The 15,908-nt window shown below is 74.8% G+C and carries 10 protein-coding genes and 1 pseudogene; 9 read left to right on the plus strand and 2 right to left on the minus strand.

What is annotated here, in order from left to right:
* The first annotated feature begins 223 nt into the window (after positions 1 to 223).
* A complete protein-coding gene (locus ACMA1D_RS30495; RefSeq protein ID WP_414727226.1) occupies positions 224 to 1,606 on the plus strand; it encodes a hypothetical protein in 1,383 nt (460 codons plus the stop codon).
* A gap of 23 nt (positions 1,607 to 1,629) precedes the next feature.
* Positions 1,630 to 2,460 (plus strand): annotated as a pseudogene (locus ACMA1D_RS30500) (hypothetical protein); the annotation flags it as partial.
* Positions 2,461 to 2,806: 346 nt separating this feature from the next.
* On the opposite strand, the gene ACMA1D_RS30505 reads toward ACMA1D_RS30500, so the two are convergent.
* Positions 2,807 to 4,192, minus strand: coding sequence for a DUF1015 domain-containing protein (locus ACMA1D_RS30505; RefSeq protein ID WP_414727227.1), 1,386 nt, complete (start codon positions 4,190 to 4,192; stop codon positions 2,807 to 2,809).
* 78 nt (positions 4,193 to 4,270) lie between these two features.
* Here ACMA1D_RS30505 and ACMA1D_RS30510 point away from each other — a divergent pair, with 78 nt between their 5' ends.
* Positions 4,271 to 5,368, plus strand: coding sequence for an HAD-IIA family hydrolase (locus tag ACMA1D_RS30510; protein WP_414727228.1), 1,098 nt, complete (start codon positions 4,271 to 4,273; stop codon positions 5,366 to 5,368).
* A 204-nt stretch (positions 5,369 to 5,572) separates the two neighbouring features.
* On the opposite strand, the gene ACMA1D_RS30515 is transcribed toward ACMA1D_RS30510, so the two are convergent.
* Entirely contained in the window at positions 5,573 to 6,535 is a 963-nt protein-coding gene (locus ACMA1D_RS30515; protein ID WP_414727229.1) for a siderophore-interacting protein, read from the minus strand.
* Between the two features lie 875 nt (positions 6,536 to 7,410).
* Here ACMA1D_RS30515 and ACMA1D_RS30520 point away from each other — a divergent pair.
* From ACMA1D_RS30520 to ACMA1D_RS30545, 6 genes are all read left to right on the plus strand, one after another.
* A complete protein-coding gene (locus ACMA1D_RS30520; RefSeq protein ID WP_414727230.1) occupies positions 7,411 to 8,364 on the plus strand; it encodes an ABC transporter ATP-binding protein in 954 nt (317 codons plus the stop codon).
* A 210-nt stretch (positions 8,365 to 8,574) separates the two neighbouring features.
* Entirely contained in the window at positions 8,575 to 9,288 is a 714-nt protein-coding gene (locus tag ACMA1D_RS30525; protein ID WP_414727231.1) for a hypothetical protein, read from the plus strand.
* Positions 9,289 to 9,301: 13 nt separating this feature from the next.
* The gene (locus ACMA1D_RS30530) at positions 9,302 to 10,258 is read left to right on the plus strand and encodes a TlyA family RNA methyltransferase (RefSeq protein ID WP_414727240.1); all 957 of its coding nucleotides are present in this window, start codon (positions 9,302 to 9,304) and stop codon (positions 10,256 to 10,258) included.
* Between the two features lie 320 nt (positions 10,259 to 10,578).
* Entirely contained in the window at positions 10,579 to 11,457 is an 879-nt protein-coding gene (locus ACMA1D_RS30535) for an NAD kinase (protein WP_414727241.1), read from the plus strand.
* Positions 11,458 to 12,106: 649 nt separating this feature from the next.
* Complete coding sequence (gene recN / locus ACMA1D_RS30540; protein ID WP_414727232.1) at positions 12,107 to 13,855, plus strand: DNA repair protein RecN; 1,749 nt, start codon at positions 12,107 to 12,109, stop codon at positions 13,853 to 13,855.
* Between the two features lie 907 nt (positions 13,856 to 14,762).
* Positions 14,763 to 15,884, plus strand: a complete 1,122-nt coding sequence (locus tag ACMA1D_RS30545) for a glycosyltransferase family 4 protein (protein ID WP_414727233.1) — start codon at positions 14,763 to 14,765, stop codon at positions 15,882 to 15,884.
* Positions 15,885 to 15,908 lie beyond the last annotated feature (24 nt).

Here is a 15,908-nt window from a genome sequence, read left to right on the forward strand (position 1 = left end):
CAGCGCCGATGGTACTGCAGGGGGGACCCTGTGGGAGAGTAGGACGCCGCCGAACAATCTTTGAAGAGGACCCTTGGTCCCAGCGTTCACGCTGGGACCAAGGGTCCTCTTTTCTTTTGCCCGAAGCGCGCTGCTCTACCTGGTGCGCGAGAATGACTGCGTTACCCAAAGACAGGAGTCACACCGATGCCCACTCACTCCTCCGACGACCGGCCGGAGCGCGATGCGCGCCGCCGGGATGGCGGCGATCGGCGCGATTCACGCGGTTTCGGCGGTTCGGACCGAGGCGGTCGGTGGAACGGTCCGCGTCGGGATGATGAGCGTGGTGGGCGTTCTGGTGGTGGGTTCGGGCGGCGTGATGAGCGTCCTGCCTTCCGTCGGGATGACCGGGATAGCCGGGGTGACCGGGGTGGTCGGGATGAGCGTTCGTCGTTCCGGCGGGATGATCGGCCGCGTGGGCCTCGGTCGGATGACCGTGATCGCGGGTCGCGATTTGATGATCGTGGTCCCCGTCGGGATGACCGCGACCGTGCCCCCCGCCAGGACGACCGTGACCGCGGCCCGCGCCGTGACGACCGTGGCGGCTACCGCCGCGAGGGCTACCAGCCGCGTTCCGGCGGTCGGTGGGAAGACCGGCCGGATGACCGGCGTGGCCCGCGTACCGGGGACTTCCGTCGGGACGAGCGGGACCGTGGACCGCGCCGTGACGACGACCGAGGCGCCCCCCGGCGTGACGATCGTGGCGGATTCCGCCGCGACGATGACCGTGGTGGGTTCCGCCGCGATGGTGGGCGGGACGGGTTCCGGCGCGATGACGACCGGGGCGGGTTCCGCAGGGATCGTGATGACCGGCCACGCGGTCCGCGTCGGGATGATGAGCGTGGTGGGCGTTCTGGTGGTGGGTTCGGGCGGCGTGATGAGCGTCCTGCCTTCCGTCGGGATGACCGGGATAGCCGGGGTGACCGGGGTGGTCGGGATGAGCGTTCGTCGTTCCGGCGGGATGATCGGCCGCGTGGGCCTCGGTCGGATGACCGTGATCGCGGGTCGCGATTTGATGATCGTGGTCCCCGTCGGGATGACCGCGACCGTGCCCCCCGGCACGACGACCGTGACCGCGGCCCCCGCCGTGACGATCGCGACCACGGCCCCCGCCACGACGACCGCGGCGGCTACCGCCGGGAGGGCTACGACCGCGGCGGCCAGCGCGGCGACGAGCGGTTCGGCGGCGGTGGGCAGCGTCGTGAGGAGCGCGGTGGCTTCGGGCGGCGTGATGACCGCGCCGGCGGTGGCGGCTACGGGCGGCGCGACGAGCGCTCGGGCGGCTTCGGCGGGCGTCGGGACGGTGGCCACCACGGTGGCGGGCACGGGCGGCGTGACGAGCGTTCCGGTGGCGGCGGCGGATACGGACGCCGCGACGACCGTGCTGGTGGTGGATACGGACAGCGCGATGACCGCGCTGGCGGTGGCGGTGGCTATGGCCGGCGCGATGACCGGTCCAGCGGCGGTGGTTACGGGCGGCGCGACGAGCGTTCCGGTGGCTTCGGTGGGCGTCGGGACGACCGGGAGCGTGAGCCCGTACGCCGGCTGCCGATTCCGGACGACGTGACGGGCGACGAGATCGACAAGAGCGTGCGGCAGGAGCTGTTGAGCCTGCCGAAGACCCTCGCCGACGACGTGGCCAGGAACCTCGTCATGGTGGCGAAGCTGCTCGACGAGGACCCGGAGCAGGCGTACGGCTACTCCAGGGTCGCGCTGCGGCTGGCGTCCCGGGTGGCGGCGGTGCGCGAGGCGGCGGGTTTCGCCTCGTACGGGGTCGCCAAGTACGCGGAGGCACTGGCCGAGTTCCGGGCGGCACGGCGGATGACCGGCTCGTCCGACCTGTGGCCGGTCATGGCCGACTGCGAGCGCGGTATGGGGCGGCCCGAGCGGGCGCTGGCCATGGCGGGCGAGCCCGAGGTGCAGAAGCTCGACCGGGCCGGGCAGGTCGAGATGCGGCTCGTCGCGGCCGGTGCGCGGCGTGACATGGGGCAGGCCGAGGCCGCCGTGGTGACGTTGCAGAGCTCCGAGCTCGCCTCGTCCGCCGTACACCCGTGGACCGCGCGGCTGCGCTACGCGTACGCCGACGCGCTGCTTGCGGTGGAGCGTACGGACGAGGCGCGAGAGTGGTTCGCCAAGGCGCTGGAGGCGGACCAGGGCGGTACCACGGACGCATCGGACCGGCTGGCCGAACTCGACGGCGTGGAGTTCGTCGACGCGCTGGAGGACGATGACGAGCCGGCCGCTGCCGATCAGGAGCCGACCGCCGTGGACGCGGACCGTGCTGGTCGCCCCGCGGCGGAGGACGTGGCGGGCGATGCTTCGGACGCGACGCCGGATGCCGAGGCGGACGACGCCGCGGCCGGTGAGGTGGCGGACGCGTCCGTGAGCGGTGCGGCTGGTGGTGGCGCCGAGGCTGGTGCGGCCGATGATGCCGATGCGGCTGCTGATGAGGCGGTGGCCGGGCAGGCGGCCGGTGCGGGTGAGCAGGGTGCCGGTGACGGTGCGGCGGAGGGTTCCGCTGCTCCTGCTGCCGGGGACGAGCAGGTGGCCCCGGCTGACCGTGAGGGCGAGCCGGGCCGGCCGGACGCCGGCTGACCTGCGCGGCTGATCGCGTCCTTGGTCGGCTCAGCCGGTGTGCCGGGCCGACTCGGGAGGGCCGGTCCGGCACCGGCCCGGTGCACGACGGTTGCGACAGTGCGGCTGGGGGCGGAATCCCGATGGGGTTCCGCCCCCAGCCGTTTTCTGTTTCCCGGGGTTTGCTGGTCTCTCAGCCCAGTTCGAGGCTGCGCAGCACCAGGCCGGTGGCTGGCTTGGGGCCGAAGGACGTGGACTTGTGGGGCATCGCCACGCCTTGCTGCGCCAGCTCCCGTACCACTTCTTCGGCGACGGGACGCATCAGGACGGCCGTGCCGCCGTGCCGCTCGGTCTGCTTCACCGCCGCGACTGCGTCGTGGATGTACCCGATGTGCTCCGGGGCGTCAGGTACCTGCCAGATTTGATCGAGCAACAAGGTATGCAGCACCGTCGCGTCCAGCTCCCGCCACGTCTGCGGGCGGTCCTGCGGTACGGCCGCGGCCAGCCGGGCCGGGTCCGGGCGGTCCAGCAGGTGGAATTCGCCGCCGCCCGCCAGCAGGAACGCATTGGCGGGCCCGCCCGATTCGGCCGCCTCGTGCTGGGCGGTGGCGAGCGCGGCCAGTGCGTCCGGGAGCGGGCCGGCGACGGGACGTACCCGGAAGGCGTCGCCCACGGCGGCGAGCGCGTCCGCCGGGGACAACTGGCGCAGCAGCCGGTGGATGGCGCGGACCCGCAGCGGATACCGGGCGGTGTCCACGAGGAGCACCAGGCCGAAGTCCCAGGGGCCCGGGGCGTGCCGCTCGGCGCGCAGGCGCAGGTAGGTCGCCCAGCGGTGGTGGCCGTCGGCGATCAGTGCCTGGTGCCGGCCCAGGTCGGTGGTGGCCTCGGCGATCTCGGCCGGGTCGGCGATCCGCCACAACCGGTGGGCCACCCCGTCCTCGGTGGTCGTGGCCAGCAGCGGCGGGCGCTGCACGGCGCGGTCGATCACCGCCTGGACGCCCCGGGGCGCCGCGGGCGCGGGGCCGTCAGGGGCCGGCGCGTCGGGCGCGGGCGCGGCGGGGTGGGCGCCGTTCGGGCTGCCGTTGGCGCTGCCAGGGTGGGCGCCGTCGTAGGAGAGCAGCAGCGGTTCGAGGTTGGCCGCGGTGGCCCGCATCAGGTCGGCCCGGTCCTCGACCACGTGCGGCATGACGTTCTCGTGCGGAAGGACGATGCCCTCCTCCGGCGGGCTCAGTCTCAGGGCGCCGATCAGTCCGCGCTGGAGTTGCCCTGCGTCGCGCTGCTCGTAGACGTAGAGTGCCGGCTCCGGATCAGGGGCCAGCACGCCCTCCGCCTGCCAGCGGTGCAGCGTCTGTGCTGCCTGCTGGTGGCGGGCCGTGGGGCTTTCGGTCTGCGGAAGGATCAGGCGGACGATGTTGTACGGGTCGGCCGTCTCCAGATGTCGCAGACCGTCCGGCCGCACTACGACGTCGTAGGGCGGTGAGGTGACGGCGGCGAGGCTGCTGACCCGTTCCGAGGCGTACCGCAGGCCTCGGAACGGGGCGAGCTGAAGACCTTGCCTGACAGGTCCTGGAGTGCTCATTGGGGAATGCTATGCCGCGCAACAGGATGCGCGATGATCGGGGGACAAACATATGAGTCTACGAGGAGCGACGACCCCATGACCGACAGCGTCCGTACCCGGCCCGCTGCCAGCGCGCGTCCGCTGCACGAGGCGTACGACACCGCCCTGCTGGATCTGGACGGCGTGGTGTACGCCGGTGGCGAGGCCATCGAGTACGCGGTGGAGTCGCTGGAGGTGGCCCGACGTGCGGGAATGCGCCTCGCGTACGTCACCAACAACGCGCTCCGCACGCCGCAGACGGTGGCCGAGCACCTCACCGGGCTCGGCGTCCCGGCGCAGCCCGACGACGTGATCAACTCGGCGCAGGCGGTGGCCCGGCTGATCGCCGAGCAGGTGCCGGCCGGGTCGCAGGTGCTGGCCATCGGCGGCGAGGGGCTGTGGGTGGCGCTGCGCGAGCGGGGGCTGGTGCCGGTGGACTCGGCGGAGGCGGACATCGCGGCGGTGGTGCAGGGGTACGGCGGTCCGCAGCAGCCGTGGGAGCGGCTGGCCGAGGCGGGGTACGCGGTGGCGCGCGGGGTGCCGTGGTTCGCGTCCAACACCGATCTGACCATCCCGACGGCACGCGGCATAGCGCCGGGCAACGGGGCCGCGGTGGAGGTCGTACGGTTCGTGGCCGGCGGTTCGCCGCAGGTGGCGGGCAAGCCGCAGCCGCCCATGCACCGGGAGACCATTTTGCGTACGGGGGCGCAGCGGCCCCTGGTGGTGGGGGACCGGCTGGACACCGACATCGAGGGGGCGCACGGCGGCGGGGTGGACTCGCTGCTGGTGCTGACCGGGGTGACGACGGCCGCCCAACTGCTGGCTGCCGAGCCGGTGCACCGGCCCACGTTCGTCGCCGCTGACCTGCGCGGAATGCTGGTCGCGCACCCGGAGGTGCGGGCGAGTGGCGACGGGTTCGATTGCGCCGGCTGGACGGCCCGGGTGCGGGGTGCGGAAGCCGTGCTCACGGGCGAGGGCGAGCCGTTGGACGGGCTGCGGGCGCTGTGCGCGGCGGCCTGGACGGCGGCCGACGAACAGGGCGCGGCGTCCGAGGTGCCCCGGCGTGCGGGTGGGGCCGGGCCCGGGCTGAGCGCGGCGCACCGGGACGGGGACCGGATCGACGCGGAGAAGGCGTTGGCGAAGCTGGGGTTGTGAGCGTGGGGCGGTGACTGTTCTGGGGGCGGGCGGGGGTGTGGGTGCGTGGGTGTGTGATGCGGTGTGCGGTGGGGAGTCGGGCGCCGGGTCGTGTGGTCCGTGGGGTTCGTGGTTGGGGTGGGCACGCGTCGTACGGCGCCGCTCGTACCGCGTCCGCCCCGAGTCGGTGCTCGGGGCGGACGTGAGGTGGGTCAGGGCGGTGGGTCAGGCGCGGTCGTCGCGCTGTTGGTCGCTGGTCTCGGTGGTCTCGGGGGTTTCGGCAGCTTCGGCGGCCTCTGCCGCTTCCTGTTCGAGCAGTTGGTCCTCGGTGGCGCCCAGCCGCCAGTAGCCGGTGAACTTGACCGCCTTGCGGTCGAATCCGCGCTCGCCGACCAGGTGCCGGCGCAGGGCGCGGATCGTGCCGGACTCGCCCGCGATCCAGGCGTACGGGGTGCCGGTGGGCAGTTCGGCGGCGCGGATGGCGTCCACCGTGCGCTGGCCGTGTTCGGGGGCATCGGAAGTGCCCGCGGGGGTCTGGTCCCGCACGATCCAGGTGATGTCGGCGGCGGCCTCGGTCGGCAGGTCCTGCCGGTCTTCGGCGTGTTGGACCTCGATCCACACCGCGGCCGGGGTGCCAGCCGGCAGCCAGGCGAGGATGCCGGCCACGGCGGGCAGCGCCGTCTCGTCCGCGGTGATCAACACCCAGTCGGTGCCGGGGCGTGGCGTGCCGTCCCGGTCGGTGGCGAGCGGGACGCCGCCGATGCCGGGCGGTTGGAAGTCCACGCCGCCGTTCTCCTCGGCGGTCGGGCCGAGCAGGGTCGCCCGGTCGCCGGGGGCCGCGGCGGCGGCCCAGCGGGAGGCGGGGCCGGTGTCTCCGTGCAGGGCGAAGTCGATGTCCACCTCGTCCGGGTCGCGGCGGTGCTCGCGCACCGTGTACGTGCGCATGACACCGCGGACGGCGGGGTCCATGGCGCGCCACTGGGGGTACCAGGACAGGTCGTTGGTGCGCGGTACCACCGGCGTCTCCTGGCCCGGCTGCGGGAGGAAGAGCTTGAGCCGCTGGTCCCGCCCGCCGTTCACGAAGGGTGCCAGCCCCTCGCCGCCGAAGGTGACGCGGACGAAGCTGGGGCTCAGCCGCTCGGCCCGCACGACCCGCAGGTCGAAGAAGCTGTAGGGCGGGTTCGCCATGGTGGTGCCTTCCGTCGTTGGGGCGGGTGCGGTGAACTGCGGTGGGGTGGAGTGGGCCGGAGGACCGGAGTCAGGCGGCCGGGGTGGTGTGAACGGAGCGGGCCGTGGGGCTCGGGTGGGTGCGGCGCGTCGTACCCGGGCCGGTGTGGGGTTCCGTCCGGCCGGAGCCGTGGGCGGCGCGGTGGCGGCGGCTGCGCCGCTGCCCCGGGCGGCCTGCACCGTGACCCGGGCCGATCGATGGGCGCGGGGTCGCCGGGGGTGCGCGGGGCGTGCGGACGGTACATCGGCGGCCTTGCTCTGAGTACGTGTGCGGGCTCTGCGGTGCCAGGTTCCGCCCCGCCGGCAGATGGGAAAACCACCTGGTCAAAGGGGTGTGCGGCACGACAGGGGACGTAAAACGAGAGTTAGGTTAACCTAACCTAATGTTGGGCGGCAGTCCCGGTCGCCCCTGTCTTCAGAGGCGGAGTTCCGTGTGACCGTGGTGAGCCCCCTGCCGGCCGCGGTGTCGACGGCGGCCGAGGCTCCCGGGCCCGCTCCCCGCGGCCCCGGCGCGATCCGGACGACCGGCCCGACCGGCCCCACTGGCCTCGCCGACCTGCCCGGCCGCACCGGCCCGTTCCCCGCGCTGCCGCACGCTGGGCCGTCCGACGTCGCAGGGCCCGTCCGACCAGCACTGATGGGGCATCGTAACGTCCCTGTCGCCGGCTCTCGTACGGTTGTGGCGGTACGGGGCGGACGCCCGGCGAGTGCCGGGTCCGGTGTGGCGGGCTGCGGGCTGGGCGATCGCCCGGGGGCGCGCCGCGGGTGGCGTGTCGGCACCGGGCGGCAGGCGGGACGAGCGGGGCGGGTGTGGCGGCAGTGACAGGGGTCTGGGCATGAGCAACAACGACGACGACAAGGACACCGAACGGACCGTGGCTTCCTCTCCTGATGCCCCCGTGGCAACCCCCGCCCAGCAGCGGCTCACCGGGCAGGACCTCACCCTGGCCTATGACCGGCGTACCGTCGCCGAGCACCTGTCGGTGTCCATTCCGGACCATTCGTTCACGGTCGTGGTCGGGCCGAACGCCTGCGGCAAGTCCACCCTGCTGCGGGCGCTGTCGCGGATGCTCAAGCCCACTGCCGGTTCGGTGCTCCTGGACGGCCAGGCCATTTCGTCGCTGCCGGCGAAGAAGGTGGCCAAGACGCTGGGGCTGCTGCCGCAGAGTTCCATCGCGCCGGACGGCATCACCGTCGCCGACCTGGTGGCCCGGGGCCGGTACCCGCACCAGGGGCTGTTGCGGCAGTGGTCCGAGACCGACGAGCGGGTCGTCGAGGAGTCGATGGCCGCCACCGGCGTCACCGAACTGGCCGACCGCTTCGTCGACGAACTCTCCGGCGGCCAGCGGCAGCGGGTGTGGATCGCGATGGCGATCGCCCAGCAGACGCCGCTGCTACTGCTCGACGAGCCGACCACCTACCTCGACATCCAGCACCAGATCGACGTGCTGAACCTCTGTGCCGACCTGCACGAGGAGCAGGGCCGCACGCTGGTGGCCGTGTTGCACGACCTCAACCACGCGGCGCGATACGCCACGCACCTGATCGCCATGCGCGACGGCGAGATCGTCGCCGAGGGCGAGCCGGGCGAGATCGTCACCGCCGAACTGGTCGAGCAGGTCTTCGGCCTGCGTTGCCAGGTGATCGACGACCCGGAGACCGGCACGCCGCTGGTGATCCCGGCGGCCCGGCGCTCGCGCCGCGCGACGACGACGCCCACCGCAGGGGCGGACTCCGCTGCCGGGGACGCGGACCGTGCGACGGTGCCCGCACCGGCGGTTGCGCCGTAGGAGTACGCGTAGCCGGATGCGTACGTGCGCGCGTACGTGCACGCGTGTGCGTACGCGTGGCCGGAGCCGCCCGGAGCGGGATGCCGGGGCGCGCAGGTGGCCGGTCGGACCGGCGGAGCGCCGTCCAGCCTCGGCTTCGGCGCTGTTCGTACGCCGCCACCCCGCCGTGGGCCGCTCGGTCGGGCCGTGGTGCACGGTAGCGTCGGCGCCATGGATGAGCCCATGCCCAGCGCGCCCGCCCGGCCGGGGCCGCCGCGTACCGCTGAACCGTCGGCGACCGTCGAGAGCTCCGTCCCGGAGCGGGACTGCGGCACCCAGCAGGCTCCGCAGCCGCCCGCCCAGAGCCCGGCAGCCGAGCGGCTCACCGACGTCGAACGGCGGCCCGCCACCGGGTGGCCCGCTGCCCGCGCACCGGAAGGGGCCCGCCGCTCGATCGCCGGGGTCACGCCGCTGCGGCCGGACGGGGGTGCCGCGTCCGGCGCTGCGCCGCTGGCAGGGGCGGCGGGAGCGCCGGCCAGGCCGGGAGTGCCCGGGCCGGCTGCTGCCCCGGGTGCCCCTGCTCCAGCGGCGCCGACGGAGCACGCGCCCGTGCCGGGTGAGGTGGGCGAGGCGGACGCGGTGGACGAAGCGGGCGCGGCGGGGGAGCCGGCTGAGTCGTCCGGCGGTGAGGTGCAGGAGGGCGAGCGGGGGGAGCAGCGGGAGCGGACCGCCCCGCTGGGCGTCGTCCGGACGCCGACCGACCACCCGCGCGTGGACGCGGGGCTCGACCGGCTCGCCGACCTGGACCACCTGCCCGTCGACGGGCACCTTGCGGTGTACGAGGATGTACACCAGGGCCTGCGCGATGCGCTCGACGCACTCGACCAGCGCCCCGGGCCGGGCCCCCGGGTCCCGGCCCCGTCCCCGCACGATCACAGGAGCTGAACCGCACGTGGCAGTGAGCCGCCCACGCCGTACCCGACTCGATGCCGAGCTCGTCCGCCGCGAGCTGGCGCGTTCGCGCGAGCACGCGAGCCAGCTCATCGCGGCGGGCCGGGTGACCGTCGGAGGGGCGACCGCCACCAAGGCCGCCACCCAGGTCGAGCGGAGCGCCGCCGTCGTCGTGAGCCAGGACGACAGCGATCCGGACTACGTCTCGCGCGGCGGCCACAAGCTGGCCGGTGCGCTGTACGCGTTCAGCGACGAGTACCGCGCCAGCGTCGCCGCCGGTGGGCAGGCGCCCGCGGACGGCGCAGCCACGCCTGGCCCTGACGCCGCTTCCGGCCCTGACGCCGACTCTGCCGCGGACCCGGCCGGCTCTCCCGTCGGTGCCGGGGCCGGGCGGCGGGGGTTGCGCGTCGCCGGGCGCCGGGCGCTGGATGCCGGGGCGTCCACGGGCGGGTTCACGGACGTCCTGCTGCGCGCGGGGGCGGCGCAGGTGGTGGCGGTCGACGTGGGGTACGGGCAGCTCGCCTGGTCGTTGCAGAGCGATGACCGGGTGGTGGTCAAGGACCGTACCAACGTCCGTGAGCTGACCCTGGAGCAGCTCGACGACCAGCCGGTGGACCTGGTGGTGGGCGACCTGTCGTTCATTCCGCTGGGCCTGGTGCTGCCCGCGCTGGTGCGGTGCGCCGCGCCCGACGCCGACCTGGTGCTGATGGTCAAGCCGCAGTTCGAGGTCGGCAAGGAACGGCTGGGCAGCGGCGGGGTGGTCCGCAGCCGGGAACTACGCGCAGAATCCGTTCGCGCCGTCGGGGCACGGGCGGCAGAGTTGGGGCTCGGGGCGCTGGGCGTGACGGCGAGTCCGTTGCCCGGGCCCGCGGGCAATGTCGAGTACTTTCTGTGGCTTCGCGCCGGGGCGCCTGCGCTGGACCCGGCGGATGTCGACCGTGCAGTGGCGGAGGGGCCCCGTTGACCACTTCAGCAACACCCGCACAGAACAGCCAGAGCGACCAGAGTGACCAGAACAGCCGGAGTGACCAGATCGACCGGGATGTTCACAACATCCGGGACGTGCGGGATGCCCGGGGCGGGATCGCGGCGCAGCCGCCGGCACCGGCCGGGTCGGGAGGTCAGGCACCGGCCGGGTCGGTAGCTCCCGCGCGGACCGCTGCGGACGCGCTCGCCGCGCCGGTCGGGTCCGCCCCGGTCGGGCCCGTGCCGGCCGCGCCGGCATCGGCCGGACCGCTCGCCGCCGTCGAGCCCGCTACCGGCGGGCCGGCGGGGGAGCGCACCGTGTTCCTGCTGGCGCACACCGGCCGACCGGCGGCCGTCCGCAGCGCCGAACTCGTCGTCCAGGGGCTGCTGCGGCACGGCATCGGCGTCCGCGTGTTGGCCGCCGAGGCGGCCGACCTGCCACTGCCATCGGCGGTGCAGCGCGTGGACGCCACGCCACAGGTCCTTGAGGGCTGTGAGCTGCTGATCGTGCTCGGTGGTGACGGAACGTTGCTGCGCGGCGCGGAGTTCGCCCGCACCTCGGGCGTGCCCATGCTCGGGGTCAACCTGGGCCGGGTGGGCTTCCTCGCCGAGGCGGAGCGGGACGACCTGGACCAGGTCGTGGACCGGGTCGTCACGCGCGCGTACGAGGTCGAGGAGCGCATGACGCTCGACGTGCTGGTCCGCAACGACGGGCGCATCGTGCACACCGACTGGGCCCTGAACGAGGCGTCGGTGGAGAAGGCCGCGCGCGAGCGCCTGCTGGAGGTCGTCACGGAGGTCGACGGGCGCCCGGTCACCGGGTTCGGCGGCGACGGTGTGGTGTGCGCCACGCCGACCGGCTCGACCGCATACGCCTTCTCGGCCGGTGGCCCGGTGGTGTGGCCCGAGGTGGAGGCGCTGCTGATGGTGCCGATCAGTGCGCACGCCCTGTTCGCCAAGCCGCTGGTCACCGCGCCGGATTCGGTGCTCGCCGTGGAGGTGCAGCCGCAGACCCCGCACGGCGTGCTGTGGTGCGACGGCCGGCGCACCGTGGAACTGCCGGCCGGCGCCCGGGTGGAGGTGCGGCGGGGGGCGGTCCCGGTCCGGCTGGCCAGGCTGCACCACGCCTCGTTCACCGACCGGCTGGTGGCGAAGTTCGCCCTGCCGGTGGCGGGGTGGCGCGGCGCCAGGCGCTGAGCCGGGCGGCCGGGCACGTCGGCCCTGTACCGGCCCGCGAGGCGCCGCGGCGGCCCGGTTGTCCTGTCGGCCGGCTCGCCGCCTCGCGCGTCCGCGTACGGTGCTGCCTCGCGCGTACGCATGCGCGCGAGGCAGCCGCTCCGTACCCGACCGCGTGGCCGGTGGTGCGGGACGTCCCGCGTTCGCGTGGCTTCGCGTACGCGTGCGCGGGAAGCCGTCCGGCGGCCGTGCCAGTGGGCCGGCCGGCCGTGCGCCGGGGCGGCGACGCTCGGGGCGTACGGCTCGTACGAGAGGTCGACGGGCCGGTGCCGTACGCGGGTGCGGCATGGGGGTCGGGCCCCGGCGGGGCCCGGCTCTGACGTGTGCGCGACCCGGCGTGCGGCCCCGACCTGCTACGACGGGGTCCCCACCCGCTTCGGGGCGCCGGAGTGACCAGCACTTGGCCGATCGGTGTCTTCGGCCACTACGCTCGGCCCAAGCCGGAGGCGGGCGGGATGGGGCGCGGGGCGCTCGCTACCCTCCTCGGTGGACAGAACGACGCGAGCGGGAGTGCAGCCAACTCCCCAAAATCTCCCCAGAGGGGCAAGTGGGCACTCGTCGAGAGGAAAATACGCAGGCCATAGCGGCTGCGCGCCCGCATCTTGAGGAGATGCGGATCCAGTCGCTCGGGGTGATCGACGACGCGGTCGTGGCGCTTTCACCAGGTTTCACCGCGGTGACGGGCGAGACCGGTGCCGGCAAGACCATGGTGGTCACCAGCCTCGGTCTGCTGCTCGGCGGTCGCGCCGACGCCGCCCTGGTACGGATCGGCCACAAGTCCGCGCTCGTGGAGGGCCGGATCGTGGTCGCCGAAGGGAGCACGGTCACCGAGCGGGTCCAAGAGGCCGGCGCCGACATCGAGGACGGCACGCTGCTGATCAGCCGCACCGTCTCCGCGGAGGGGCGCTCCCGCGCGCACGTCGGTGGCCGGTCGGTCCCCGTGGGCATGCTCGGCGAACTCGCCGACGAACTGGTCGCCGTGCACGGCCAGACCGATCAGCAGGGCCTGCTGAAGCCGGGTCGCCAGCGGCAGGCGCTCGACCGGTACGCGGGCGATGCGGTGGCCGCCCCGCTGGCCGCGTACGCGGTCGCCTACCGCAGGCTCCGCGCCGTCGCGACGGAGCTGGTCGAGCTGACCACGCGCGCCCGCGAGCGCGCGCAGGAGGCCGATCTGCTGCGCTTCGGGCTCGATGAGATCGCCGCCGTGGAGCCGCTGCCGGGTGAGGACGCCGAACTGGCCGCCGAGTCGCAGCGGCTCGGTCACGCCGAGGCCCTGGCCGCCGCGGCGAGCCTGGCGCACACCGCGCTGGCCGGCGACCCGGAGGACCCGGAGGGCATCGACGCGGCCACCTTGATCGCCGGCGCGCACCGCGCCGTTGAGGCCGTACGCTCCCACGACCCGGCGCTCGCCGCGCTCGCCGACCGCCTCGGCGAGATCGGCATCCTTGCCGCGGACGTAGCGGGCGAACTCGCCGGATACGCGGACAACTTGGATGCCGATCCGCGCCGGCTGGCCGCCGTGGAGGAGCGGCGGGCCGCGCTGACCCAGCTCACCCGGAAGTACGGCGAGGACATCGCCGCCGTACTGGAGTGGGCCGAGACGAGCGCGGCGCGGCTGGGCGAACTCGACGGTGACGACGACCGGATCGAGGAGCTGACCGCCGAGCGGGACGCGCTCCGCGCCGAACTGGGCCAGCGGGCCCAGGAGCTGACCGACGCGCGCAACGCGGCGGCCGGACGGTTCGCCGAAGCGGTCACCCGGGAGCTCGCCGAACTGGCGATGCCGCACGCCAGGGTGACCTTCGCGATCCGACAGAACGAGGTCGCCGATCCCGAGGACGGCGTGGAGGTGGACGGCCGCGTGGTCGGCTACGGGCCGCACGGCGTGGACGAGGTCGAACTGCTGCTGGCCCCGCACCCCGGCGCGCCGCCGCGGCCCATCGCCAAGGGCGCGTCCGGTGGCGAACTCTCCCGCGTCATGCTGGCGGTGGAGGTCGTCTTCGCCGGTTCCGACCCGGTGCCGACCTACCTCTTCGACGAGGTGGACGCGGGCGTGGGCGGCAAGGCGGCGGTGGAGATCGGCCGTCGCCTGGCCAAGCTCGCCGAGTCGGCGCAGGTCGTGGTGGTGACCCACCTGCCGCAGGTGGCGGCGTTCGCCGACCGGCACCTGGTGGTCGAGAAGACCCACGACGGCTCGGTGACCCGCAGCGGGGTCCAGGTCATGGAGGGCGAGGACCGGGTGCGCGAACTGTCCCGCATGCTCGCCGGCCAGGACTCCGAACTGGCCCGCGCCCACGCCGAAGAACTCCTCGAAACGGCCCGCGCAGCAGCCCGCACCCCGGGCCGCGCCGCCGGCTGACGGCTTCGCCGGGTGGCCAGCCAGCCGGCGAACGATGGCGGGATCGGCCGGGGGCCGTGGCTGCGGGGGAGTGGGGCGGACGGGTGTTGGGCGGCGGCGCGGCGGCTGTGGCCCGGGCCCCGCGCCCGCGCGGCGCCGCCCCTCGCGCCGCGAATCCGCCGGCTCGCTGCCCAGCCGGTTCGCTGGCTCACGTCTAGTGTCCCCTGCGCCAGCCGCGCCCCCTGCTGCACGGGCCCGGGACGTACCAGCGGCCGGGCGTCCGGCGACGCACGGGTACGGCGGCGCAGAAGGGTACGGCAGCGCAGGGGCACGCCGGCCGGCGGCGACCGAGAGCCCACGGCGTACGGCCTCACGGCGTACGGGCGCGCCCCACACACCCACACCAAACGGCGCCATGGCCGAAAGTGGACCCCGCGGCGCGTCCGAGCGCCGGTCGGAACGTCGTACAGGGGCGGGTGCGGGCGGGCTTGGTGGGGGCGGGGGCTCGCTCGTGTGAGTGAATCAGGTGGGGACCGTACGGTGCGCGTTGGCAGAAAGGCGGAAACAGTGGTGCCCCGCTACGGCCCGTTCCTGTCATGCTGGATGCGGCGCATGGCGTTCGTTCGCGCCGTTCTCGACCCCACCCCAGGCACCCGGGCCGCCCGGACCCCTCTCCTTCCGCGCGGGCCGAGTCCCACTGCTCCCCATCCCCCGACTCCTGCCCCTGCCCGCCGTAACTCGCTCCGACCGCAGCCCGACAGCACCGCGCTACGCGCATCACATGTCCTCTCCACGCCCCGCCGACCGTCCCGGCCCGACCCCCGTCGGCCACCCCCGTACCGCGCTGCGCCCCCACCGGCGCCCGGGCGTCCGGCTGCCCGGACCGCGCCGATCCGCCACCGTCCGTCGACCGAGGAGCGATGCCCGCGTGAGCCCACCCGTGAGCAGCCCCACGGCGCCGACGCCCGGGCCCGAACCGCTGCACGCGGTCCAGGTGCTCGGCGGCGGCCCGGCCGACGACGGCGACCAGGTCAGGTCGCTGGTCGCGGGGCTGGTGGCGCGCGGTGTGCGGGTGACGGTATGTGGGCCGCGGGACGCGGAGGAGACGCACGGGTTCCGCGCGGCCGGCGCGCACTTCCTGCCCATGGGGCCTGGTCCGGGCGCGACCTCGCTGGCCGCGCTGCGCGCCGGCTGCGCCGATGCGGCCATCGTCCACGCCCACGGCACGTCGGCCGGCCTGCTCGCCTCGCTCGGCCTGCCCGGGCGCGCCGCCCGGCTCGTCGTGAGCTGGCAGGCCGCCCCGCCCGACCAGCAGGGCGCCAGGGCCGGGCTGCGCCGGCTCGCCGAGCGGCACGTCGCGCGCAGCGCCCGCGTCGTGCTCGCCGCCTCGGCCGACCTGCTCGACCTCGCGCGGGAGCGGGGCGCCCGGGACGCCAGGCTGGCCCCGATCGCCGCGCCGGCCACACCCCAGCCGCCCGTGGAAGACCCGCGCCAGCACAAGGCCAGGGCCGAACTCGGCGCGGTGGAGCGCCCGTTGCTGTTCACCGCGGGACCGCTCACCGACGACCAGGGCCATGACGTACTCCTGGACGCGGCGTGGGCCTGGCGCTCCTACGACCCGGCGCCGCTCCTGGTGATCGCGGGCGACGGGCCGGCCAGGTCCCGGTTGCAGCACCGGATCACGGCCGAAGGGCTGCCGGTGCGGTTGCTCGGCCGCCGCACCGACACGGCCGACCTGCTGGCGGCGGCCGATGTGGCGGTGGCGCCCGGCCGCGGGCAGGCCAGCACCAAGTTCGCCAGGGACGCCCTGCACACCGGGGCGCCTCTGGTGGCCACCGCGGCCGGCGGCGTTCTCGAACTCGCGGGTGACGCGGCGCAATGGGTCCCCTTCGGCGAGCCTGAGGCGCTGGCCCGCGCCGTGCTCGGGCTGCTCGCCGCACCGGACCGCAGGGCCGAGCTCGCCGCGGCCGGCCGGGCCAGGGCCAGGCAGTGGCCGACCGAGGACGAGTCGGTTGCCCATGTCCTGCGTGTCTACGACGAGTTGAGCTGAACCACCTCGGGCGAGCGGCGGTCG

This window comes from Streptomyces sp. 796.1, from assembly GCF_047525675.1.
In the GTDB taxonomy this organism is placed as follows: Bacteria; Actinomycetota; Actinomycetes; order Streptomycetales; family Streptomycetaceae; genus Streptomyces.

Bases quoted from the DNA above. Each gene is read 5' to 3' on its own strand.
- ACMA1D_RS30520 (WP_414727230.1), top strand. From the start codon at position 7,411: ATGAGCAACAACGACGACGACAAGGACACCGAACGGACCGTGGCTTCC.
- ACMA1D_RS30495 (WP_414727226.1), top strand. From the start codon at position 224: ATGCGCGCCGCCGGGATGGCGGCGATCGGCGCGATTCACGCGGTTTCG.
- ACMA1D_RS30515 (WP_414727229.1), bottom strand. From the start codon at position 6,535: ATGGCGAACCCGCCCTACAGCTTCTTCGACCTGCGGGTCGTGCGGGCC.
- ACMA1D_RS30505 (WP_414727227.1), bottom strand. From the start codon at position 4,192: ATGAGCACTCCAGGACCTGTCAGGCAAGGTCTTCAGCTCGCCCCGTTC.
- ACMA1D_RS30525 (WP_414727231.1), top strand. From the start codon at position 8,575: ATGGATGAGCCCATGCCCAGCGCGCCCGCCCGGCCGGGGCCGCCGCGT.
- recN (WP_414727232.1), top strand. From the start codon at position 12,107: ATGCGGATCCAGTCGCTCGGGGTGATCGACGACGCGGTCGTGGCGCTT.
- ACMA1D_RS30510 (WP_414727228.1), top strand. From the start codon at position 4,271: ATGACCGACAGCGTCCGTACCCGGCCCGCTGCCAGCGCGCGTCCGCTG.